The 21,819-nt window shown below is 61.4% G+C and carries 17 protein-coding genes; 11 read left to right on the forward strand and 6 right to left on the reverse strand.

The genetic code is table 11. The features are described 5' to 3' along the window. The first annotated feature begins 26 nt into the window (after positions 1 to 26). Positions 27 to 1,811: an ABC transporter ATP-binding protein/permease gene (locus AC07W0_RS16965; protein ID WP_173677811.1), complete on the forward strand. Its 1,785-nt coding sequence runs from the start codon at positions 27 to 29 to the stop codon at positions 1,809 to 1,811. 63 nt (positions 1,812 to 1,874) lie between these two features. Here the strand turns inward: AC07W0_RS16965 and AC07W0_RS16970 are convergent, their stop codons facing one another. Then, the gene (locus AC07W0_RS16970; RefSeq protein ID WP_102617702.1) at positions 1,875 to 3,803 is read right to left on the reverse strand and encodes a transglycosylase SLT domain-containing protein; all 1,929 of its coding nucleotides are present in this window, start codon (positions 3,801 to 3,803) and stop codon (positions 1,875 to 1,877) included. A 213-nt stretch (positions 3,804 to 4,016) separates the two neighbouring features. Between AC07W0_RS16970 and AC07W0_RS16975 the strand changes: the two genes are divergently transcribed. Then, a complete protein-coding gene (locus AC07W0_RS16975) occupies positions 4,017 to 5,936 on the forward strand; it encodes an ATP-binding cassette domain-containing protein (RefSeq protein ID WP_017848770.1) in 1,920 nt (639 codons plus the stop codon). A gap of 121 nt (positions 5,937 to 6,057) precedes the next feature. Here the strand turns inward: AC07W0_RS16975 and AC07W0_RS16980 are convergent, their stop codons facing one another. After that, positions 6,058 to 6,495, reverse strand: a complete 438-nt coding sequence (locus AC07W0_RS16980; protein ID WP_102617703.1) for a universal stress protein — start codon at positions 6,493 to 6,495, stop codon at positions 6,058 to 6,060. Between the two features lie 105 nt (positions 6,496 to 6,600). Between AC07W0_RS16980 and AC07W0_RS16985 the strand changes: the two genes are divergently transcribed. The 7 genes from AC07W0_RS16985 (at position 6,601) to AC07W0_RS17015 (ending at position 15,098) form a co-directional block, all read left to right on the forward strand. Beyond that, positions 6,601 to 7,038 carry a hypothetical protein gene (locus AC07W0_RS16985; protein ID WP_017848772.1) on the forward strand — a complete coding sequence of 146 codons (438 nt, stop codon included), beginning with the start codon at positions 6,601 to 6,603 and terminating at the stop codon, positions 7,036 to 7,038. A gap of 493 nt (positions 7,039 to 7,531) precedes the next feature. Beyond that, on the forward strand, positions 7,532 to 9,679 hold the full coding sequence (fadB, locus tag AC07W0_RS16990; protein WP_017848773.1) for a fatty acid oxidation complex subunit alpha FadB: 2,148 nt from the start codon (positions 7,532 to 7,534) through the stop codon (positions 9,677 to 9,679). Positions 9,680 to 9,708: 29 nt separating this feature from the next. After that, entirely contained in the window at positions 9,709 to 10,884 is a 1,176-nt protein-coding gene (fadA, locus tag AC07W0_RS16995) for an acetyl-CoA C-acyltransferase FadA (RefSeq protein ID WP_026140242.1), read from the forward strand. 97 nt (positions 10,885 to 10,981) lie between these two features. Then, positions 10,982 to 11,218 carry a DUF1653 domain-containing protein gene (locus AC07W0_RS17000; RefSeq protein ID WP_010563748.1) on the forward strand — a complete coding sequence of 79 codons (237 nt, stop codon included), beginning with the start codon at positions 10,982 to 10,984 and terminating at the stop codon, positions 11,216 to 11,218. A 114-nt stretch (positions 11,219 to 11,332) separates the two neighbouring features. Then, positions 11,333 to 13,954, forward strand: a complete 2,622-nt coding sequence (gene topA, locus AC07W0_RS17005) for a type I DNA topoisomerase (RefSeq protein ID WP_046384322.1) — start codon at positions 11,333 to 11,335, stop codon at positions 13,952 to 13,954. A gap of 190 nt (positions 13,955 to 14,144) precedes the next feature. Next, the gene (locus AC07W0_RS17010; RefSeq protein WP_017848776.1) at positions 14,145 to 14,666 is read left to right on the forward strand and encodes a DUF6586 family protein; all 522 of its coding nucleotides are present in this window, start codon (positions 14,145 to 14,147) and stop codon (positions 14,664 to 14,666) included. 198 nt (positions 14,667 to 14,864) lie between these two features. Beyond that, positions 14,865 to 15,098, forward strand: coding sequence for a hypothetical protein (locus tag AC07W0_RS17015; protein ID WP_017254451.1), 234 nt, complete (start codon positions 14,865 to 14,867; stop codon positions 15,096 to 15,098). Positions 15,099 to 15,214: 116 nt separating this feature from the next. On the opposite strand, the gene sulA is transcribed toward AC07W0_RS17015, so the two are convergent. Continuing rightward, entirely contained in the window at positions 15,215 to 15,688 is a 474-nt protein-coding gene (sulA, locus tag AC07W0_RS17020; RefSeq protein WP_102617705.1) for an SOS-induced cell division inhibitor SulA, read from the reverse strand. Positions 15,689 to 15,698: 10 nt separating this feature from the next. Continuing rightward, the gene (gene lexA / locus AC07W0_RS17025; protein WP_003172575.1) at positions 15,699 to 16,307 is read right to left on the reverse strand and encodes a transcriptional repressor LexA; all 609 of its coding nucleotides are present in this window, start codon (positions 16,305 to 16,307) and stop codon (positions 15,699 to 15,701) included. A gap of 263 nt (positions 16,308 to 16,570) precedes the next feature. Between lexA and AC07W0_RS17030 the strand changes: the two genes are divergently transcribed. Both AC07W0_RS17030 and nagZ read left to right on the forward strand, forming a co-directional pair. Beyond that, the gene (locus AC07W0_RS17030) at positions 16,571 to 17,278 is read left to right on the forward strand and encodes a TetR/AcrR family transcriptional regulator (protein WP_017848778.1); all 708 of its coding nucleotides are present in this window, start codon (positions 16,571 to 16,573) and stop codon (positions 17,276 to 17,278) included. 143 nt (positions 17,279 to 17,421) lie between these two features. Further along, positions 17,422 to 18,432, forward strand: a complete 1,011-nt coding sequence (nagZ, locus tag AC07W0_RS17035; protein ID WP_102617706.1) for a beta-N-acetylhexosaminidase — start codon at positions 17,422 to 17,424, stop codon at positions 18,430 to 18,432. Between the two features lie 110 nt (positions 18,433 to 18,542). Here the strand turns inward: nagZ and AC07W0_RS17040 are convergent, their stop codons facing one another. Beyond that, positions 18,543 to 21,236, reverse strand: a complete 2,694-nt coding sequence (locus tag AC07W0_RS17040) for a DEAD/DEAH box helicase (RefSeq protein WP_102617707.1) — start codon at positions 21,234 to 21,236, stop codon at positions 18,543 to 18,545. A gap of 9 nt (positions 21,237 to 21,245) precedes the next feature. Beyond that, on the reverse strand, positions 21,246 to 21,812 hold the full coding sequence (locus AC07W0_RS17045) for a CsiV family protein (protein ID WP_017848781.1): 567 nt from the start codon (positions 21,810 to 21,812) through the stop codon (positions 21,246 to 21,248). Between the last annotated feature and the right edge of the window lie 7 nt (positions 21,813 to 21,819).

The following is a 21,819-nucleotide window of genomic DNA, read 5'->3' on the forward strand; positions in this document are numbered from 1 at the left end:
GGTTCCGATCTCCCCCTCATCAGGTGATGCCCCCCATGTTCTCAGTCCGTCAACGCCGCGCCATTCGCCTGGCCAGCCGCTTCATTGCGCCCTATCGCTGGCAGGCGCTCGGCGCGCTGGTGGCGCTGATCGTCACCGCCGGCATCACCTTGTCCATGGGCCAGGGCATTCGCCTGTTGGTGGACCAGGGCTTCATGACCCAGTCGCCGCACTTGCTCAACCAATCCATCGGCCTGTTCATGATCCTGGTACTGGGCCTGGCCGTCGGCACGTTTGCGCGGTTTTACCTGGTGTCGTGGATCGGCGAGCGGGTGGTGGCCGACATTCGTCGGCAGGTGTTCAACCACCTGATCTACCTGCACCCGGGTTTCTATGAAAACAACCGCAGCTCGGAAATCCAGTCGCGGTTGACCACCGACACCACATTGTTGCAATCGGTGATCGGCTCCTCGCTGTCGCTGTTCCTGCGCAATGCGTTGATGGTCATCGGCGGCATCGTGCTGCTGTTTGTCACCAACCCCAAGCTCACCAGCATCGTGGTGGTGGCGCTGCCGCTGGTGCTGGCGCCGATCCTGATTTTCGGCCGCCGCGTGCGCAGCCTGTCGCGCTTGAGCCAGGACCGTATCGCCGACGTCGGCAGCTACGTGTCCGAGACGCTCGGCCAGATCAAGACCGTGCAGGCCTATAACCACCAGGCGCAGGACGAACAACGCTTTGCCGTGACCGTCGAGGACGCTTTCAGCACCGCACGTAAGCGCATCGCCCAGCGCGCCTGGCTGATTACCCTGGTGATCATGCTGGTGCTCGGCGCTGTCGGGGTGATGCTGTGGGTCGGCGGCATGGATGTGATCAGCGGGCGCATTTCCGGCGGCGAGCTGGCCGCGTTCGTGTTCTACAGCCTGATCGTCGGCAGCGCCGTCGGCACCTTGAGCGAAGTGCTCGGCGAGTTGCAGCGCGCCGCGGGGGCGGCAGAGCGGATCGGCGAGTTGCTGCAGTCGCACAACGAGATCCAGGCGCCCGTCGCCGGCAGCATGCAATTACCGCCACGCGTCAGCGGCCGCATGGAGCTGCAAGACCTGCGCTTTTCCTACCCGTCGCGGCCGGACACTTACGCCATCGACGGTTTGAACCTGACCATCAACCCCGGCGAAACCCTCGCGCTGGTGGGCCCGTCGGGCGCGGGCAAGTCGACGATTTTCGACCTGTTGCTGCGCTTCTATGATCCCCAGCACGGCCGCATCCTGCTCGAAGGCCAGCCGCTGACCGAACTCGACCCCCAGGACCTGCGCCGCCACTTTGCCCTGGTGTCCCAGAGCCCGGCGCTGTTCTTTGGCAGTGTCGAAGACAACATCCGCTATGGCAACCCGAGCGCCACCCGCGAGCAGGTCGAAGCCGCGGCGCGGATTGCCCATGCCCACGACTTCATCCTGCAAATGCCCGATGGCTACCAGACCCACCTCGGCGACGGCGGCATGGGCCTCTCCGGCGGCCAACGGCAACGCCTGGCGATCGCCCGCGCGTTGCTGGTAGATGCGCCGATCCTGCTGCTGGACGAAGCCACCAGCGCCCTCGACGCCCAGAGCGAACACCTGATCCAGCAGGCGCTGCCACAACTGATGCAGGGCCGCACCACGCTGGTCATCGCGCATCGGCTGGCGACGGTGAAGCATGCGGACCGGATCGCAGTGATGGACCAGGGCAAGCTGGTGGCGATCGGCACGCATCAGCAGTTGATCGCGAGCAACCCGCTGTATGCGCGGTTGGCGGCGTTGCAGTTCAGTGATGGCGTGGAGGAACAGGCTGCGCACTGAAATCACCGCGCAAAAAAATGCCCGCATCGAAGGATGCGGGCATTTTTGTGTGTGCGTCACGCTTTATTGATCGTCGAAATACCGCTCATGCCAGTCCACCAACGGCTGTGGCGAATTGAGCTTCTGCCCGTAGATCACCGAATAAGACAGCACGTTCTGCACGTACTGGCGGGTTTCGTCGAACGGGATGCTTTCCACCCACACGTCGAAACTCAGGTGATCGGCGCCGCGCAGCCACTGGCGCACGCGGCCCGGGCCGGCGTTGTAGGCGGCGGAAGCGAGGACGCGGTTGCCGTTGAACTGGCTGTGTACCTGGCTCAGGTAAGCGGCGCCGAGCTGGATGTTTTTATCCGGATCGAGCACCTGGGCCGGGGAGGCCAGCGGGATGCTGAACTTGCGCGCGGTGTCTTTGGCGGTGCCAGGCATCAGCTGCATCAGGCCGCTGGCGCCGACGCCGGAGCGGGCGTCGTCCATGAACGCGCTTTCCTGGCGGGTGATGGCGAACACCCAGCTCGAATGCAGACCACGCACCTTGGCTTCGCGCACCAGGGTGTCGCGGTGGGCCATTGGGAAGCGGATGTCGAGGTCATCCCAGTACTGCGCCTGGCTGATGGTACGGATCGCCGGGAAGTACCACTTCATGTCGTAGGCCAGCCTGGCCTGGGCGACCATTTCGTCGCGGTTGAAGTGACGGCTGACGTGGTACCACTCGCGGCGGCCATCGACCACCTGGCCCCGCGCATAGAACTCCAGGGCGCGGCGCACGCCGGGGGTGTTGCGCACTTTGTTGATCAGCGCCTGGCTCATCAACAGCGGTTTGTTCATCAGTTGGTACGGCGCTTTGGAGCGGTCGGCGGCGAGGAAACCGTAGAAATCGCGCTCCCGCGACAGGTTCTTGTACAGCACCAGGGCTTGCGGGTTTTTCGGCTCGGCCAGTTCCAGGCTGCGGGCCTGCCAGTAGCGCCAGCGGTTGGTGGTGGCCAAGTCCTGCGGGAGTTTGCGCGTGAGTTGGTAGGCGTCTTCCCAACGGGCCAGGCGCAACAGCAGGCGCAGGCGCCATTCGGACACGGTGTTGTCGCGCAGTTCCGGGTCGTACTTGGTCATCACCTCAAGAGCGCGTGGGTCAAAGCGCTTGGCCAGGGTCAGGCCGATCTCGCGGGCAATCGCCACTTTTTCGTCACGGGAGAAGTGCATGCTGTTGGCATAGCCGTCGAGCATGGCCATGGCCTTGTCCGGGTCCTGGCGCGCCAGGCGGCGAAGGCCCAGGCCCACGGCGTCAGACATGGCCTCGGTGGCCGGCAGGAAGCGCGATGGGTCGTTGAGCATCTCCGGCTTTTGCGCCACGTCCACCATCAGGCGGCCTTGGGCGCCGAGGGTCGGCAGGCTTTTCACCAGGCTGTTGGCCAGCGCGTAGTTGCGGGCTTCGGCGGCGAGCTTGGCGCGGTCCCAGATTTTCTGTTCGGTGAGTTGGCCATCTGCGGCCCACTGCGCGAACGTGGCATCACAGGCGGACGGTTGCGATTTACCGGTCAGCCAGAGTTTTTCGGTGGTTTTGTAGCCTTCGGCTTTCAGATTGTGCGTGAGCTGGAACTGGCCATGCAGGCAATCGAGCTCGACGAAATTGAGCTTGGGGTCGTAGTACTTTTCAAAGGTCTGCCAGTCGCCACGCTCGGCCAGCCAGCGCAACCAACGCAGTTTCATCCAGTTGGCCTGGGGCAGGTCGCCGTTTTTGGCGAGGAATTGTTCGATTTCCTCGTTGCTCGCGGTCTTCAGGCGTGCGGTCAGCTCGTCGTAGGCCAGGTACGGCGTCAGCGGATAGTCGGCCAAGGCCTGGCTGTATTGCATGTAGGGCCCGGTATCGCCCTTGGCCAGGGCGCGTTTGGCTTCATCGTAATATTGACGTTGGGTGGTTATGTCCACGGCCAGGGCGGATTGAGCGGCAGTGGCAGTAAGAAGCAGACAAGATAAAAAGTTGAAAAGGCGACTGCGCATGAGACGTCCGTGCAGAGAAATCACGACTAGCGCCGGCACCGCCGACACTCATTGCCTCTAGCTTAGCCTTTTGCCAGCGGCCGGTGAAAGCTTTGCCGACCTGTTCGTTCAAGTTCGCAGGAATTGTCTTACAGAACCCACCCGTAGCGAAAATGCCGGCCGCATCCCACCCTCAACTCAGGTAGAATGCGCGCCCAGTTTTTGGAGAAGCGTATGACCCTGCTCAAATTCAGCGATGTGTCCCTTGCTTTCGGCGCTATGCCGTTGTTGGACAAGGTGTCCTGGCAGATCGCCCGTGGTGAGCGGGTGTGCATCATCGGCCGCAACGGCACCGGCAAGTCCAGCATGATGAAGCTGGTAAAAGGCGACCAGAAGCCCGATGACGGCTCTGTATGGCGCGCCCCGGGCCTCAAGATTGGCGAATTGCCGCAGGAACTGCCGGTGGCCGACGGACGGACAGTGTTCGACGTGGTCGCCGAAGGCCTGGACGGCGTCGGTGAGTTGCTTGCGCAATACCATCACCTGGCGCAGAACTGCGTCACCGAGGAAGACCTGGACAAGCTGATGCACGTCCAGCAAGACCTCGAAGCCCGTGACGGCTGGCGCCTGCAGCAACTGGTGGACAGCACCCTGAGCCGCCTGCAACTGCCGGCCGACAAGACCCTCGCCGAATTGTCCGGCGGCTGGCGTCGCCGCGTCCTGCTGGCCCAGGCCCTGGTGTCCGAGCCGGACCTGCTGCTGCTCGACGAACCGACCAACCACCTGGACATCGGCGCGATCGCCTGGCTCGAAGAAGCCCTCAAGGATTTCCAGGGCGCCGTGTTGTTCATCACGCACGACCGGTCCTTCCTGCAGAATCTGGCGACCCGCATCCTCGAGCTGGACCGTGGTGGCCTGATCGACTGGAACGGCGACTACGCCAGCTTCCTGGTCCACAAAGAAGCCACCCTGGCCGCTGAAGAAACCGCCAACGCCTTGTTCGACAAGCGCCTGGCCCAGGAAGAAGTGTGGATCCGCCAGGGCATCAAGGCGCGCCGCACCCGTAACGAAGGCCGTGTACGCGCACTCAAAGCCCTGCGCGTTGAACGCAGTGAGCGTCGCGAGCGCACCGGCAAGGCCAACATCATGCTGGAAACCGCCGACAAGTCGGGCAAGCAGGTGATGGTGCTGGAGAACGTCAGCTTCCATCACCCGGACGGTCCGTTCCTGATCAAGGACTTCTCCATGGTCCTGCAGCGCGGCGACCGTATCGGCCTGCTCGGCGCCAACGGCACCGGCAAGACCACGTTGCTCAAGCTGATGCTTAACGGCCTGCAACCGACCAGCGGTAAAGTGGAAGAGGGCACGCGCATCGACGTGGCCTACTTCGACCAGTTGCGTCACCAGTTGGACCTGGAAAAAACCGTGATCGACAACGTCGCCGAAGGCCGCGACTTTATCGATATCGACGGCCAGAGCCGCCATGTGCTGAGCTACCTGGGCGACTTCCTGTTCAGTCCGCAGCGCGCGCGCACGCCGGTCAAGGCCTTGTCCGGTGGTGAGCGTGCGCGCTTGTTGCTGGCCAAGCTGTTCAGCAAGCCGGCCAACCTGCTGGTCCTCGACGAACCGACCAACGACCTCGACGTGGAAACCCTCGAGCTGCTGGAAGAGGTCCTGCTGACCTTCAACGGCACTGTGCTGATGGTCAGCCACGACCGGGCATTCCTCGACAACGTGGTCACCAGCACCCTGGTCTTCGAAGGTGAAGGCAAGGTGCGCGAGTACGTCGGTGGTTACCAGGACTGGCTGCGCCAGGGCGGCTCGCCGCGCCTGCTGGGCGTGACCGAGAGCAAGTCCGGCAAGGCCGACTTGACCTCCGCCGTCGTCGCCCCCGTGGCCGCCGCTGCACCGGCGCCGGAAGCCGCGCCTGCCGCGAAGAAGAAACTCAGCTACAAGCTGCAGCGTGAGCTGGAAGCCCTGCCGGGTGAAATCGACGCCAAGGAGCAGCAGATCGCTGCGGTCGAAGCGCAAATGGCTGACGCGGGTTTCTACCTGCGTCCGGCGGCGGAAACCGCCGAGGTCATCGCGTCCCTGGAAACCTTGAACCAGGAGCTGGAAGTGTTGGTTGAACGTTGGGCCGAGCTGGACGCCTGATTGATTCCAGTGCATTAAAAAACCCGGTGTTCATTTCAATGAGCACCGGGTTTTTTATATGAGCTGCAGCTCAACATGTGGGAGGGAGCAAGCTCCCTCCCATATTGGATCTCGATCGGTCCTACGCGCCTTTTACCAGCTTCACCGCCAGCACATCGCACGGTGCGCCGTGCAGGACGTCATTGGCGGTGGAGCCCAGCAGCAAGGCCAGGCCGTGACGGCCATGGCTGCCGACCACGATCAGGTCGCAGCCCTGTTCCTTGGCCAGGTGATGGATTTCCTGGCGTGGCTGACCATAGGTCAGGTGGCTCTGATCTTTTTTCAGGTTCGGGTACTTGGTGATCAGGCGCTCAAGGCGTTCCTTGGCTTGATCGAATTGCTGCTGTTGCAGTTGTGACAGGTCCATCGGCACGTCGCCGCCAAAGGCCATGGCCATCGGTTCGACGATATGCACCAGGGACAGTTTGGCAGTGGTGCCAGCCAGATCCACGGCGCGTTTGATCACTGGATCGCACTCTTCGGTCAGGTCTACGGCGACCAGAATATGTTCGTATGACATGGGGCGTTCCTCCAGGGGACTGCAATAAGTTCAGTATGGCTGCTTTCAAGCGGATGGGGTTGCGTCAGGTCAAATCCGCTTATCTAAAAAATCGGGAGTACACATATGACGGTCTGGATAGTGGTGTCAATCCTTGCGGTGGTTTTGAGCCCCCTGGCATGGCTGCGCCCGTCGCGCCATCAGAGTGGGCGCATGGCCCTGCGCATGGAGGCGCGCCGCATGGGCCTGGCGATGCAACTGGCGCCCCAGGCGTGGCCGCACTGGCTCAAGCAGGAGCCGCCGAGCCCGTGCGCGCAATACCACCGGCCACGGCGCGGCAAGGTCCCTGCACTATGGAGTTATTGGCAGCTGGAGCCTGGCGTGTGGGTCAACCAGTGGCAGGAAGCCTGCGTGGACGAGCAATTGCTGGCGCATTTTGCGACGCTGCCGGCCAACGTCTACAAAGTCGAGGCAGACCGGCAAATGATCGCGTTGTGCTGGGGCGAGAAGGGCGAGGTGAGCGACCTGCAGGCCATTGATACGTTGCTCAAGGCCCTGGCCTGAACGTCGGGCAATAAAAAGCCCGACATCATCATCGGGCGGGGTTGGCCAGGCAGGCCGGTAAAACTGTGTGTTTCACGCCGGGTATTCACCCAGGCATTTTGACTATTCTGTAATGGCTGCCGCAAGCGTAGTCGGATATCCGGATCTGTACAGTCTTTTCCTACGCTGTATTCATTATTGATTTGGTGAATAGTTGAATATTGGCGAAGCGTGGGCCAAGGGTTGGGGTTCTGAAATGACTGGAAAGTCGCGTTTTTCCTAGCGCTTTCGAGCGATTGACAATTGCCCGGAATTGGATGAAGGTGGCGTACCCAAATCAAACGGGCGTATGAATTGAGCGTTTGTCTGTCAGACGTCTCATACAGAATCCCGACTATCGCATTGGCGGGTGTGCCTGGCGCATTGGGGTGAGCATTGACGAAATCATCAATGTCCAACCAGAGGCCAGCGTCCGATGTGTACTGTTCAGCTTCCATATCGTGGAGATCAGTTGATGATTTACGAAGGTAAAGCCATCACGGTTAAGGCTCTTGAAAGTGGCATCGTCGAACTGAAATTCGACCTCAAGGGTGAGTCCGTCAACAAGTTCAACCGTCTAACCCTGAACGAACTGCGTCAGGCCGTAGACGCCATCAAAGCAGATGCTTCGGTCAAGGGCGTGATCGTCTCCAGCGGCAAGGACGTGTTTATCGTCGGCGCCGACATCACCGAATTCGTCGAGAGCTTCAAGCTGCCCGATGCCGAGCTGGTGGCTGGCAACCTCGAAGCCAACAAGATTTTCAGCGATTTCGAAGACCTCAACGTGCCGACCGTTGCCGCGATCAACGGCATCGCGCTGGGCGGCGGCCTGGAAATGTGCCTGGCCGCGGATTTTCGCGTCATGTCGGCCACTGCGAAAATCGGCCTGCCGGAAGTCAAGCTGGGCATCTACCCAGGTTTCGGCGGCACCGTGCGCCTGCCGCGCATCATCGGGGCCGACAACGCCATCGAGTGGATCGCCGCCGGCAAGGAAAACAAAGCTGAAGACGCGCTGAAAGTCGGTGCCGTCGATGCCGTGGTTGCTCCGGACAAACTGGCCGAAGCCGCGCTGAACCTGATCAAGGGCGCCATCAGCGGCGAATTTGATTACAAGGCCAAGCGTCAGCCGAAGCTGGAAAAACTCAAGCTCAACGCCATCGAACAAATGATGGCGTTCGAAACCGCCAAAGGTTTCGTGGCTGGCCAGGCCGGCCCGAACTACCCGGCGCCGGTTGAAGCGATCAAGACCATCCAGAAAGCCGCGAACTTCGGTCGCGACAAAGCCCTGGAAGTGGAAGCGGCAGGTTTCGTCAAACTGGCCAAGACCTCCGCTGCCCGGAGCCTGATCGGCCTGTTCCTGAACGATCAGGAACTGAAGAAAAAGGCCAAGGCCTACGATGAAGTCGCCAAGGATGTGAAACAGGCCGCCGTACTCGGTGCCGGCATCATGGGCGGCGGTATCGCCTATCAGTCGGCGTCCAAAGGCACGCCGATCCTGATGAAAGACATCAACGAACACGGCATCGAGCAAGGCCTGGCGGAAGCGGCCAAGCTGCTGGTGGGTCGGGTTGATAAAGGTCGCATGACCGCGGCGAAAATGGCTGAAGTGCTCAACGGCATTCGTCCTACGCTGTCCTACGGCGATTTCGGTCACGTCGACCTGGTGGTCGAAGCGGTTGTCGAAAACCCGAAGGTCAAGCAAGCGGTACTGGCGGAAGTGGAAGCCCAGGTCAAAGACGACACCATCCTGGCGTCCAACACCTCGACCATTTCCATCACGCTGCTGGCCAAGGCCCTCAAGCGTCCGGAAAACTTCGTCGGCATGCACTTCTTCAACCCGGTACACATGATGCCGCTGGTGGAAGTGATCCGTGGTGAGAAGTCCAGCGAGCTGGCCGTCGCCACCACCGTTGCCTACGCCAAGAAAATGGGCAAGAACCCGATCGTGGTCAACGACTGCCCGGGCTTTTTGGTCAACCGCGTGCTGTTCCCGTACTTCGGCGGTTTCGCCAAGCTGGTCAGCGCCGGTGTGGACTTTGTGCGTATCGACAAGGTCATGGAAAAATTCGGCTGGCCGATGGGCCCGGCGTACCTGATGGACGTGGTCGGCATCGACACCGGCCACCACGGTCGCGACGTGATGGCTGAAGGCTTCCCGGACCGCATGAAAGACGACCGCCGCTCGGCGATCGACGCGCTCTACGAGGCCAAGCGCCTGGGCCAGAAGAACGGCAAGGGCTTCTACGCCTACGAGACCGACAAGAAGGGCAAGCAGAAGAAGGTTGCCGATCCGTCGGTCCACGAAGTGCTCGCGCCGGTCATCTATGAACAGCGTGAGGTGTCCGACGAGGACATCATCAACTGGATGATGATCGCCCTGTGCCTGGAAACCGTGCGTTGCCTGGAAGACGGCATCGTCGAAACCGCCGCCGAAGCCGACATGGGCCTGGTGTACGGTATTGGTTTCCCTCCATTCCGTGGCGGTGCGCTGCGTTACATCGACTCGATCGGTGTGGCCGAGTTCGTTGCCCTGGCTGATCAATACGCTGATTTGGGCCCGCTGTACCACCCGACCGCGAAGCTGCGTGAGATGGCCAAGAACGGCCAGAGCTTCTTCGGTTAAGCGTCCCATACACTTGAGCGAGAATATTTATGAGCTTGAATCCAAGAGACGTCGTGATTGTCGACTTCGGTCGCACGCCGATGGGCCGCTCCAAGGGCGGCATGCACCGCAACACCCGCGCCGAAGACATGTCGGCGCACCTGATCAGCAAATTGCTGGAGCGTAACGTCAAGGTCGACCCGAACGAAGTCGAAGACGTGATCTGGGGCTGTGTCAACCAGACCCTGGAACAGGGCTGGAACATCGCCCGCATGGCCTCCTTGCTGACCCAGATCCCGCACACCGCGGCCGCCCAGACGGTCAGCCGCCTGTGTGGTTCGTCGATGAGCGCACTGCACACGGCCGCCCAGGCGATCATGACCGGCAACGGTGATGTATTCGTGGTCGGTGGCGTGGAGCACATGGGCCACGTCAGCATGATGCACGGTGTCGATCCCAACCCGCACATGTCGCTGCACGCGGCAAAAGCCTCGGGCATGATGGGCCTCACCGCGGAAATGCTCGGCAAGATGCACGGCATTACCCGCGAAGCCCAGGATGCGTTCGGCCTGCGTTCCCACCAACTCGCCCACAAGGCGACCGTGGAAGGCAAGTTCAAGGATGAAATCATCCCGATGAACGGCTACGACGAGAACGGTTTCCTGAAACTGTTCGACTACGACGAAACCATTCGTCCGGATACCACCCTGGAAAGCCTGGCCGCCTTGAAACCGGCGTTCAATCCAAAGGGCGGCACCGTGACAGCCGGCACTTCGTCGCAAATCACCGACGGTGCCTCGTGCATGATCGTGATGTCGGCGCAGCGTGCCAAGGACCTGGGTATCCAGCCGATGGCGGTGATTCGTTCGATGGCCGTAGCGGGTGTGGACCCGGCGATCATGGGCTATGGTCCGGTACCGGCGACACAAAAAGCCTTGAAGCGCGCGGGCCTGACCGTCGCCGATATCGACTTCTTCGAGCTCAACGAAGCCTTCGCCGCACAGGCCCTGCCGGTGCTGAAAGATTTGAAAGTACTCGACAAGATGAACGAGAAGGTTAACCTGCACGGCGGCGCGATCGCCCTGGGCCACCCGTTCGGTTGCTCCGGCGCGCGAATCTCCGGCACTTTGCTCAATGTGATGAAGCAAAATGGCGGCAACCTCGGGGTTGCAACCATGTGCATTGGTCTCGGCCAAGGCATTTCCACCGTCTTCGAACGTCTTTAAGCGTTGGGTTGACGGAAGCCGGGGCCCAGTGCCCCGGTTTTTGTTTTTCGGTAGTTTTATTATTTTTTTTTAACAAATTTTGTAAGGCGGCCAGAGCATGAAAGTCGAACCAGGGCTCTACCAACATTATAAAGGTCCGCAGTACCGCGTTTTTAATGTGGCGCGGCACTCCGAGACCGAAGAAGAAGTGGTGTTCTACCAAGCACTGTATGGCGATTACGGCTTTTGGGTGCGCCCGTTGAGCATGTTCCTCGAGTCCGTCGAAGTTGACGGCGAACAGGTCCCACGCTTTGCTTTGGTGCAGGCCGAACCCAGTCTTTTTTCAGGGCAATAACGGCAGGCTGCGCAGAATGCTGCGCTTGACCTCACCCGGTTGCCACTATATATAGCGTTGCCGCGTCAGGCGCCAACTGCCTTTCACTTCTCGAATTCAGGAATTTTCCGATCCATGGGCAAATCGCTGGTCATTGTGGAATCCCCGGCTAAGGCCAAGACCATCAACAAGTACTTGGGCAACGAGTACGTGGTGAAGTCGAGTATCGGCCATATCCGAGACCTGCCCACCAGCGGTTCGGCTAGCGCCAGCAAGGAGCCTGCCGCCAAGCGCGGCAAGGCGGCTGCGGGCGAAGGTCCGGTGCTCACGCCTAAAGAGAAAGCGCGCAAGCAGCTGGTCTCGCGCATGGGTGTGGACCCGGAACATGGCTGGAAGGCCAAGTACGAAATCCTTCCGGGCAAGGAAAAGGTCATCGAAGAGCTGCGCCGGCTCGCCAAAGATGCCGACACCATCTATCTCGCAACGGACTTGGACCGCGAAGGGGAAGCCATTGCCTGGCACCTGCGGGAAGCCATCGGCGGTGATGACAGCCGCTACAAGCGTGTGGTGTTCAACGAAATCACCAAGAAAGCCATCCAGGAAGCCTTCTCCAAGCCGGGCGAACTGGATATCGACCGCGTCAACGCTCAGCAGGCCCGCCGTTTCCTCGACCGCGTCGTGGGTTACATGGTCTCGCCACTGCTGTGGGCCAAGATTGCCCGTGGCCTGTCTGCTGGCCGTGTGCAATCGGTCGCGGTCAAGCTGGTGGTGGAGCGTGAGCGCGAGATTCGTGCGTTCAACCCTGAAGAATACTGGGAAGTCCACGCCGACCTCGGCACCGCCAAGGGCGCCAACGTGCGCTTTGAAGTGGCCCGTGAAAAAGGCGAGGCCTTCAAGCCGCTGAACGAAGCCCAGGCCATGGCCGCGCTGGAGAAGCTCAAGTCTTCCAGCTACAGCATCGTCAAGCGCGAAGACAAACCTACCAGCAGCAAGCCGTCGGCGCCGTTCATCACGTCCACCCTGCAACAGGCCGCGAGTAACCGCCTGGGCTTCGGCGTGAAGAAAACCATGATGATGGCCCAGCGTCTGTACGAAGCCGGCTACATCACCTATATGCGTACCGACTCCACCAACCTGTCGCAAGACGCGGTGGCGATGGCGCGCACGTATATTGAAAGCGAGTTCGGCAAGAAGTACCTGCCGGAGAAGCCGAACGTCTACAGCAGCAAAGAAGGCGCCCAGGAGGCTCACGAAGCGATTCGTCCTTCCGATGCCAACACCGAGCCGAGCAAGCTGAGCGGCATGGAACGTGACGCTGAGCGCCTCTATGAGCTGATCTGGCGCCAGTTCCTGGCCTGCCAGATGCTGCCGGCGCAATACCTGTCCACCACCGTCAGCGTGGGCGCAGGCGACTTCGAGCTGCGTGCCAAGGGCCGTATCCTCAAGTTCGACGGCTACACCCGCGTGATGCCGCAAATCGCCAAGCCAGGCGACGACGACGTACTGCCGGACATGGCCCAGGGCGACACGTTGAAGCTGATCAAGCTCGACCCGTCCCAACACTTCACCAAGCCGCCGGCGCGTTATTCGGAAGCCAGCCTGGTGAAAGAGATGGAGAAACGCGGTATCGGTCGTCCTTCGACCTATGCGGCGATCATCTCCACGATCCAGGACCGTGGCTACGTAGCGCTGCACAACCGGCGTTTCTATTCGGAAAAGATGGGCGACATCGTCACCGAGCGTCTGTCCGAGAGTTTCTCCAACCTGATGGACTACGGCTTCACCGCCGGCATGGAAGAGAACCTCGATGACGTGGCCCAGGGCGAGCGCGACTGGAAGAGCGTGCTCGACGAGTTCTACGGCGACTTCAAGAAAAAACTCGAAGTGGCCGAAAGCCCGGACAGCGGCATGCGTGCCAACCAGCCGGTGATGACCGACATCCCGTGCCTGACCTGCGGCCGGCCGATGCAGATTCGTACCGCGTCCACCGGCGTGTTCCTCGGTTGCTCGGGCTACAGCCTGCCGCCGAAAGAGCGCTGCAAGGCCACCGTCAACCTGGTGCCGGGCGATGAAATCGCCGCCGATGACGAGGGTGAATCCGAATCGCTGGTGCTGCGTGGCAAGCACCGTTGCCCGATCTGCAGCACGGCGATGGATGCCTACCTGTTGGACGAGAAGCACAAGTTGCATATCTGCGGTAACAACCCGGATTGCGACGGCTACGAGATCGAAGAGGGCAGCTACCGCATCAAAGGCTACGAAGGCCCGAGCCTGGAATGCGACAAGTGCGGCAGCGAGATGCAACTCAAGACCGGCCGTTTCGGCAAGTTCTTCGGTTGCACCAACCCGACGTGCAAGAACACCCGCAAACTGCTGAAAAGCGGTGACGCGGCGCCGCCGAAGATGGACCCGGTGAAGATGCCCGAACTCAAGTGCGAGAAGGTCAACGACACCTATATCCTGCGTGATGGCGCTTCGGGGCTGTTCCTGGCTGCCAGCCAGTTCCCGAAAAACCGCGAGACCCGTGCGCCGCTGGTGCTCGAGATCGTGCCGCACAAGGATGAGATCGATCCGAAGTACCACTTCCTGTGCGAAGCGCCGAAGAAGGACCCGGACGGTCGCCCGGCCGTGATCCGCTACAGCCGCAAGACCAAGGAACAGTACGTGCAGTCCGAAGTGGATGGTAAGCCGACCGGTTGGAAGGCGTTCTACGACGGCGGCAAGTGGAAGGTCGAGGACAAGCGCCAGGGCGCTTGATCGGTTAATCTGATAACGCTAAAAGCCGTCTGCATAGACGGCTTTTGCTTGCTGTAGGAGCGAGCTTGCTCGCGAAGGTCGCTAACGATTACGCGAAAAACCTGATGCCCCACGGCGCCCCCAGGTTTTTCGCGAGCAAGCCCGCTCCTACATACCAGCATTACGCCTATTCGTTGTGGAGATTGCCGTCATGGCCAACGAACTCTATACCCGTACCAACCAGAAAATTTACTTCGCGGGTTTGTCCCTGGAAGCCCTTGGCCGTGCCGAGGAAGGGAAGGAGATGAACGCCATCGCGCTGGTCCAGGCGGGGCGTGAGGCGGCCCTGTTCCACCTGTACGGCGCCTTGCTCGGGCTGTGTCATGAAATCGCCGGGTTCTACCGTTTGCCCCAGGCCGGTTCGCCGCGTGCGGAAATGATCATGAATCGCGAAGTGCTGGACGCCATGGCGATCCCTGAACTCGCCGAATTGGTGGAAATGGCGCAAAGCCCCGACAGTTGGGTGGCACGCCTGCTCAAGGCGCATGCCGATATGTTCCAGCCGCCACGTGTTCCCCATGTGCCCAAGGGCGATGTGACCCAGCCGTTGATCGTGGCGCTGTCGCTGGAAGAGGATGAGCCGAAGCCGTTGAGCCGCGAAGAGCTTGAAGGCTGGCGCCAGGAGCTGAAAAACATGGCGCTGCGGTTTCGTGAAGGTTTGAACGAGTGCTGAGACACGCTCGTTGAGCCGGTGATCATTGCGAGCTGACAGCCAAGGCACCTGCGCAGATGGGTGCCAATCAAAATTGTGGCAGTGGGCTTGCTCTCACTAAGCACCATTCATCCAGCCGTAAAGAAACCTCGCCAGATCCACTGCGAGGCCCGGCAGATGACTGATATAATCCCGGCCTTTCGTGGAGAACAGACTTTTATGCCAACGTCCTTTCTGGAAATTGTTGAATTGCCTGACGGCCGAATCGAGCTGCGCCGGGCTGAGGACGAGGGTTCTCTGGTTATCTTGGACTTTTCCGAAGACGCCAAGGCGTTCCTGCAAGGCCAGCACGTGGAAGTGGCAAAAGCCATGTTGAGCGTTGGCGTACAGATGGCAGGCCGCCTGGCGGAAGGCGAACCGGAGAAAGAAGACGGTCCACGGGTTCTGCACTGAGTGTGGCGTGGGAGCTTGCTCCCGCTGGGGCGCTAAGCGGCCCTGAACATGCGATTGCTGCACCGTCCAATGGGAGCAAGCTCCCTTGCCACAGGGCTAGCCTGCGGCACCTCGAATTACCCCAAACGAATATTCAAGCTCTGCGCATTGCCGGTACGCGCAGCGCTGATCAACTGTTGCTTGGCGTTGGCATTCAGCGGGTTCAACCAGCTCACCACTGTATGGCTGCGGCCCAGGCGCAGGGCTTCGCAGGTCAACTGCTGGGCACTTTGTGCGCCGCGTGGTTGCAGCAACAGGATGCGCTCGCGGTTGAGACCGGCGTCCCGCAGCCAAGCCTGGGTCAGGCTGGCGGGTGGGGCGATCAGCGTCAACCAGCGTGCATCCTGTTCCTCGCTCAGTTCGCGCAGGATCGGCGCCAGCAGGCTCAGGCAGCTCCCGGCCGCACCGCGCAACGACAGTTCACTGAACGCCTCAGGCTCGGCGCACCAGGGCGCCTCGACCGTTTCTTTGAGGATGGGCGCAAGGGGTTGGGCCATGAAGGCCTCGAACAGCGACAGTTGTGTGTGTTGTGGGGTGTGCACGAGCTGCATGATGCCTCCTTTAGCGGCGAATGACGCCGACGCTCAGGCCTTCGATCACCAGGTCCTGGTCTTTCAGGTTGACTTCGATCGGGGCGAACTCAGGGTTCTCGGCCAGGAGCCAGACCTTGCTGCCTTCGCGCTTGAAGCGTTTGACGGTGACTTCATCGCCGATGCGGGCGACGACGATCTGGCCGTTACGGGCTTCACGAGTGGTGTGGACGGCCAGCAGGTCACCGTCGAAAATGCCCACGTCCTTCATGCTCATGCCATGGACCCGCAACAGGTAGTCGGCGCGAGGGTGGAAGAAGGTCGGGTTGATGTTGCAGGATTCCTCGACGTGCTGTTGCGCCAGGATCGGCGCGCCGGCAGCGACGCGGCCGATGATCGGCAGGGTCGATTCGTCGGCCTTGGCTTCGAAACCGGGAATGCGAATGCCCCGCGAAGCGCCCGGGGTCATCTCGATCGCGCCTTTGCGAGCGAGGGCCTTGAGGTGTTCTTCGGCGGCGTTGGGGGATTTGAACCCCAGTTCCAGCGCAATTTCCGCGCGCGTCGGCGGGTAGCCGTTGTCGTCGAGGCAGCGCTTGATAAAAGCCAGAATCTCAGCTTGGCGTGGCGTCAGTTTTAGCATGTTGATCGCTCTGTCTTTTTATACAGTGACTGGGATTATATACAGTGGACTGCGCTTGGCAATCATCCTTTTTTGCGCGTCCGCTGGACGGTCATTCGTCAGCCCTCCTACAACGTAAAGACAGCGCTGCCTACAGAGTTGAAAGGATGTGATTAAATAGCGTTCAAATAGATGACTGCCTGGCCGGAAAGCGAACCCGCAGGCTTGACAAGACACAAGCTGAAACGTATGTTTCAAACAAGTGTTTGTCAGGCGGAGTAGCCATGGCCCAGTCGGAAACCGTTGAACGCATTCTCGATGCTGCCGAGCAATTGTTCGCGGAAAAAGGATTTGCTGAAACCTCATTGCGGCTGATCACCAGCAAGGCCGGGGTCAACCTCGCCGCCGTGAACTACCATTTCGGCTCGAAAAAAGCCCTGATCCAGGCGGTGTTCTCGCGTTTCCTGGGGCCGTTCTGCGCCAGTCTCGACCGTGAGCTCGAACGCCGCCAGGCCAAGGCCGACCATAAGCCAAGCCTGGAAGAACTGCTGGAAATCCTCGTTGAGCAAGCGCTGGTGGTGCAGCCACGCAGCGGCAACGACCTGTCGATCTTCATGCGCCTGTTGGGCCTGGCGTTCAGCCAGAGCCAGGGCCACCTGCGCCGCTACCTGGAAGACATGTACGGCAAGGTGTTCCGCCGCTATATGTTGCTGGTCAACGAAGCCGCCCCGCGCATCCCGCCGATCGAATTGTTCTGGCGCGTACACTTCATGCTCGGCGCGGCGGCATTCAGCATGTCCGGGATCAAGGCCTTGCGGGCGATTGCCGAGACTGACTTTGGCGTCAACACCTCCATCGAGCAGGTGATGCGCCTGATGGTGCCGTTCCTCGCTGCCGGCATGCGCGCCGAAACCGGCGTGACCGACCAGACCATGGCCGCCGCGCAATTGCGTCCGCGCAGCAAATCGACGCCAGTCCCCGCGAAGGTTTGACCGCCCCGGGTGTGCGCGGCCGCCAGCATCCGCTAAGCTAGCCGCCCATGCCGAATTCAGCTATTTACTCGCAACCCATTGTTCTTGCCGCGCCCGCCGCGCCGCGAGGGCAATGGGTTGTGTGCGTTATTTAAGGAAGGTTTATGACTGCTGCCCTGCAAGGTTCTTTGATGGTCGACGTTGCCGGCACCTGGCTGACGGCCGAGGATCGCCACCTGTTGCGCCAGCCTGAGGTGGGCGGCCTGATCATTTTTGCGCGCAATATCGAGCATCCGCGTCAGGTGCGGGAATTGAGCGCGGCGATTCGTGCCGTGCGCCCGGACCTGCTGCTGGCGGTCGACCAGGAGGGCGGTCGCGTGCAGCGCCTGCGCCAGGGTTTTGTGCGCCTGCCGGCCATGCGCGCGCTGGCGGATCACCCTAACGCTGAATACCTCGCCGAACAGTGTGGCTGGATCATGGCCACTGAAGTCCTGGCCGTCGGCCTGGACCTGAGCTTCGCCCCCGTGCTGGACCTGGACTACCAGCGCAGCGCCGTGGTCGGCAGCCGTTCCTTCGAGGGCAACCCCGAGCGCGCCGCGGTGCTTGCCGGGGCGTTTATCCGCGGCATGAACAGCGCCGGCATGGCCGCCACCGGCAAGCACTTCCCGGGGCACGGGTGGGCTGAGGCCGATTCCCACGTTGCGATTCCCAATGACGAACGCAGCCTGGAACAGATTCGCGCCAATGACCTGGTACCTTTCGCACGCCTGAGCCGGCAATTGGCGGCGGTGATGCCAGCCCACGTCATTTACCCGCAAGTCGACGCCCAGCCGGCCGGTTTCTCGCGCCGCTGGTTGCAGGACATCCTGCGCGGCGAATTGCAATTTGACGGGGTGATTTTCAGCGACGACCTGTCCATGGCTGGCGCCCACGTGGTCGGGGATGCGGCCAGCCGTATTGAGGCCGCACTGACGGCGGGGTGCGACATGGGCCTGGTGTGCAACGATCGGGCGGCTGCCGAACTGGCGCTGAGCGCGACCCAGCGGATGAGGGTCACGCCATCGGCGCGGATCGCACGGATGCGTGGGCAGGCGGTTGCGTCGACGGAGTATAAGCAAGACCCGCGTTGGCTGGTGGCGCTCGGCGCGTTGCAGGATGCGCAGTTGATCGATTGAAACGGCGGCGCGCCTATCGCGGGCAAGCCCGCTCCTACACTTGATTGTGTACATTCTGTCGAAGTGCGGTTGAATGTGGCGATGCGCTGGCCGCGAGGGCGATCTAACCGTCAGCGTTTTTCTTGTTTGTTGGGCAGCGGCGCAAATAGCGCCTCGATCTCTTCGTTGCCCAACTGCCAATCCCCGGTGGTCCGCCCGTCCAGCACGCCCGCTGCAAGGTCGGACTTTTCCTTCTGCAGGTGCTGGATTTTCTCCTCCACCGTGCCCCGTGCAATCATCTTGTAGACGAACACCGGCTTCTCCTGGCCGATGCGATACGCACGGTCGGTGGCCTGGTTTTCCGTGGCCGGGTTCCACCACGGGTCATAGTGAATCACGGTGTCGGCTTCGGTCAGGTTGAGTCCTACGCCACCCGCCTTCAGGCTGATCAGAAAGATCTGCAGCTTGCCGCTCTGGAAGTCTTTCACCGGCGTGCGCCGATCGCGGGTCTGGCCGGTCAGCAGCGCATAGGCGACGCCGCGTTTTTTCAGCTCGAGTTCAATCAGGCTCAGCATCGAGGTGAACTGGGAGAACAACAGAATCCGGCGCCCTTCGGCAAACAGCTCTTCGAGCATTTCCATCAAGCTGTCGAGCTTGCCCGAGCTGCTGCCGCGCGTCGGCAGGGTGGCATCGTTGACCAGGCGCAAATCGCAGCACACCTGGCGCAGCTTGAGCAGCGCTTCAAGAATGATGATCTGGCTGCGCGCCACGCCTTTGCGGGTGATCTCATCGCGGACTTTTTTGTCCATGGCCAGGCGCATGGTTTCGTACACGTCGCGCTGGGCCTCATTGAGCTCGACCCAGTGGATGATCTCGGTTTTCGGCGGTAATTCCGTCGCCACCTGTTCCTTGGTACGGCGCAGCAGGAACGGTTTGATCCGACCGTTCAGGTGCTGCAATCGTACATCGCTGGCGCGTTTTTCAATCGGCACGCGGTAGTCGCGGTTGAAGCTTTTCACGTCGCCCAACCAGCCCGGCAACAGGAAGTGGAACAGCGACCACAGCTCGCCCAGGTGGTTTTCCAGCGGGGTGCCGCTCAGGCACAGGCGCTGCCGTGCGTTCAGCTCACGCGCCGCCTGGGCCGCCTTGCTCGAAGGGTTCTTGATGTACTGCGCTTCGTCGAGGATCAGCACATGCAAGGGCAGGGCGGCGAGTTGCTCGATGTCTTTGGGCAGCAACGCATACGTGGTCAGCAGCAGGTCGTAGTCCTGCAGGTTCGCGAAGTGCTTTTTGCGGGTGGCGCCATACAGCGCCAGGACCTTGAGTTGCGGCGTGAAGTGCGCGGCCTCGTCGAGCCAGTTGGGGATCAGGCTGGTGGGCATCACCACCATGCACGGGCGGTCCAGGCGCCCGGCGATCTTCTCGCTGAGAATATGCGCCAAGGTCTGTAAGGTTTTGCCCAGGCCCATGTCGTCCGCAAGAATGCCGCCCACTTCCAGCTGGCGCAGTGACTGCATCCAGCTCAAGCCCTCCAGCTGATAGGGGCGCAAGGTCGCGTTCAAGCCTTCGGGCGCGACGCAGGTGAAATCCTTGATGTCGCGCAGGCGCTGGGCGAAGGTGCGGATCTTCTCGCCGCCTTCCCATTGCAGGGGCAGGTCTTCCAGCGGGTTGAGGCGGATCGCGTCGGCCTTGGCCAGGCGCAGCGTGGTGGTGCCGGGTTCCTGTAGGTAGAACTCGCCGAGGGTGGCCAGGACGGGTTTCAGGCGGCCGTAGGGCAGCGCCACTTGCAGCGGGCCGTGGCCACCGTTGGGCAGGCCGGGGATGTTGACCAGGATCAGTTCGTCATCGCGGCGGCGTGCGAGTTTTTCCGGGTTGAGGATTTCGGTGTGCGAACGCATCAGGTTGAGCAGGATCGGCAGCAGGCTCAGGCGTTCGCCGTTGACGATGATCCCCAGTTCCAGGTCGAACCAGTCGCGCTCCGGCCCGTCGTCGACGGTGGCATACCAGTCGTCCACCGGGCTCAGGTCGAAGCCGAAGTCGTCGTCGATCTGCAACTCCCAACCTTCGGCCCGCAGTGTCGGCGATGCGTTGAGGGTGAAGTTCAGCCAGGCGCTGTCATTGATCATCTCGAACAGTTCGCCGGCACTTTCCGGCAACGCTTTGCTCTGGCGCGTGGCGATCTTGAAACCGAGCAGGCGCAGTTGTTCGCGATAGCGCTGTTCCAGCTCGGGGTGCCGCTTGATCCGCAGGCTCTGGGTTTCCTGGCGGACGATGATGTCGGCGTTCTTTTGCCCGCTGACGTAGTTGCCCAGATAGTTGAACGACAGCGCCGCACGGTGCTGGATATAGCGCTGCATCTTGCCGTTGCGCGGCTCGAACGCGCTGAACGCGACACTGGCCAGCCATAGGCGCGGCACGGGCAGCACGTCGTCCATCACCACCTGCGGCAGCACCACGCGGTTGTCCAGCACGGCCTGGAGTTTTTCCAGCAGTTCGGCGTCCTGGGCCGCCGCCGGGTAGGCCAGGGTTTCCTGGACCTTGAGCAGCACCGCCGCGATGTGTTTGCAGTTGGTGTGTACCGGGCAGGTGCAGCGGCTGTCCACCAGGATCAGCGTGCCCTTGGCCGATTCGCGCAACGAGATGGTCTGCCGGTAGACGTTGCTGCCCGAGCCTTCGCAACTGGCGATGATGGTGCTGTCGCCCGACTCGACGATGCGTACCCGGTTCTCCAAGGCATAGCGCCGCCCGCGCTCCAGGCTTTGTTCTTTGAAGCGATTGGCCCACGAAGGGGCCAGGGGCTTGGTGAGCGGCGACGTCAGGGGCATGGCGCTGGATCAGTCCTGAAAGTCGACGGGCGGTGCGCTGGGCTGTTTGGCGGTCAACGAAGTGATCTTGATCAGCAGCGCCAGGTGGCCGCCATCCAGGTAGTTGAGCTGGTTGTTTTTGGTCCGCACGTCTTTTTGTGCCAGGTGCTCGCTGGCGATGACGCTGCCGTTGCCGTCGAACTGGTTGATCCAGAAGTCCGCGTCGATATCGGTAAAGCGCCCCAGTTGCAGGCTCAGTACACCCTCGAGGGGAAACTGACCGAACTGCTCCCGGCCGTCGGTGATCGCGATTTTTACCGGCTGCTCACCGAGGTTCTGTTCCCAGGCCTTGTGCGCCAGCACCGTGTAGTTGGCGTCTGCGCGGAGTTTGTCGACGATCGTGCCCAGGCGCGCCGGGCTGCTTCTGTCGCCCAGGCGCTCGGCGCCGGCATCCCAGTCTTCCGGCGCGGCGCGGCTGTTGATCACCGGCTCCGCGTTCTGGCGCACCAGGACCATTTCCACTTGGTACAGGCTGTCGGCAAACGCCGAAGGTGCGAGTACCACTAATAACAAGCTCAGAATGCGAAACACGCGCATTGGGGCG

The sequence above is a fragment of the Pseudomonas sp. GW704-F2 genome (genome assembly GCF_059423025.1).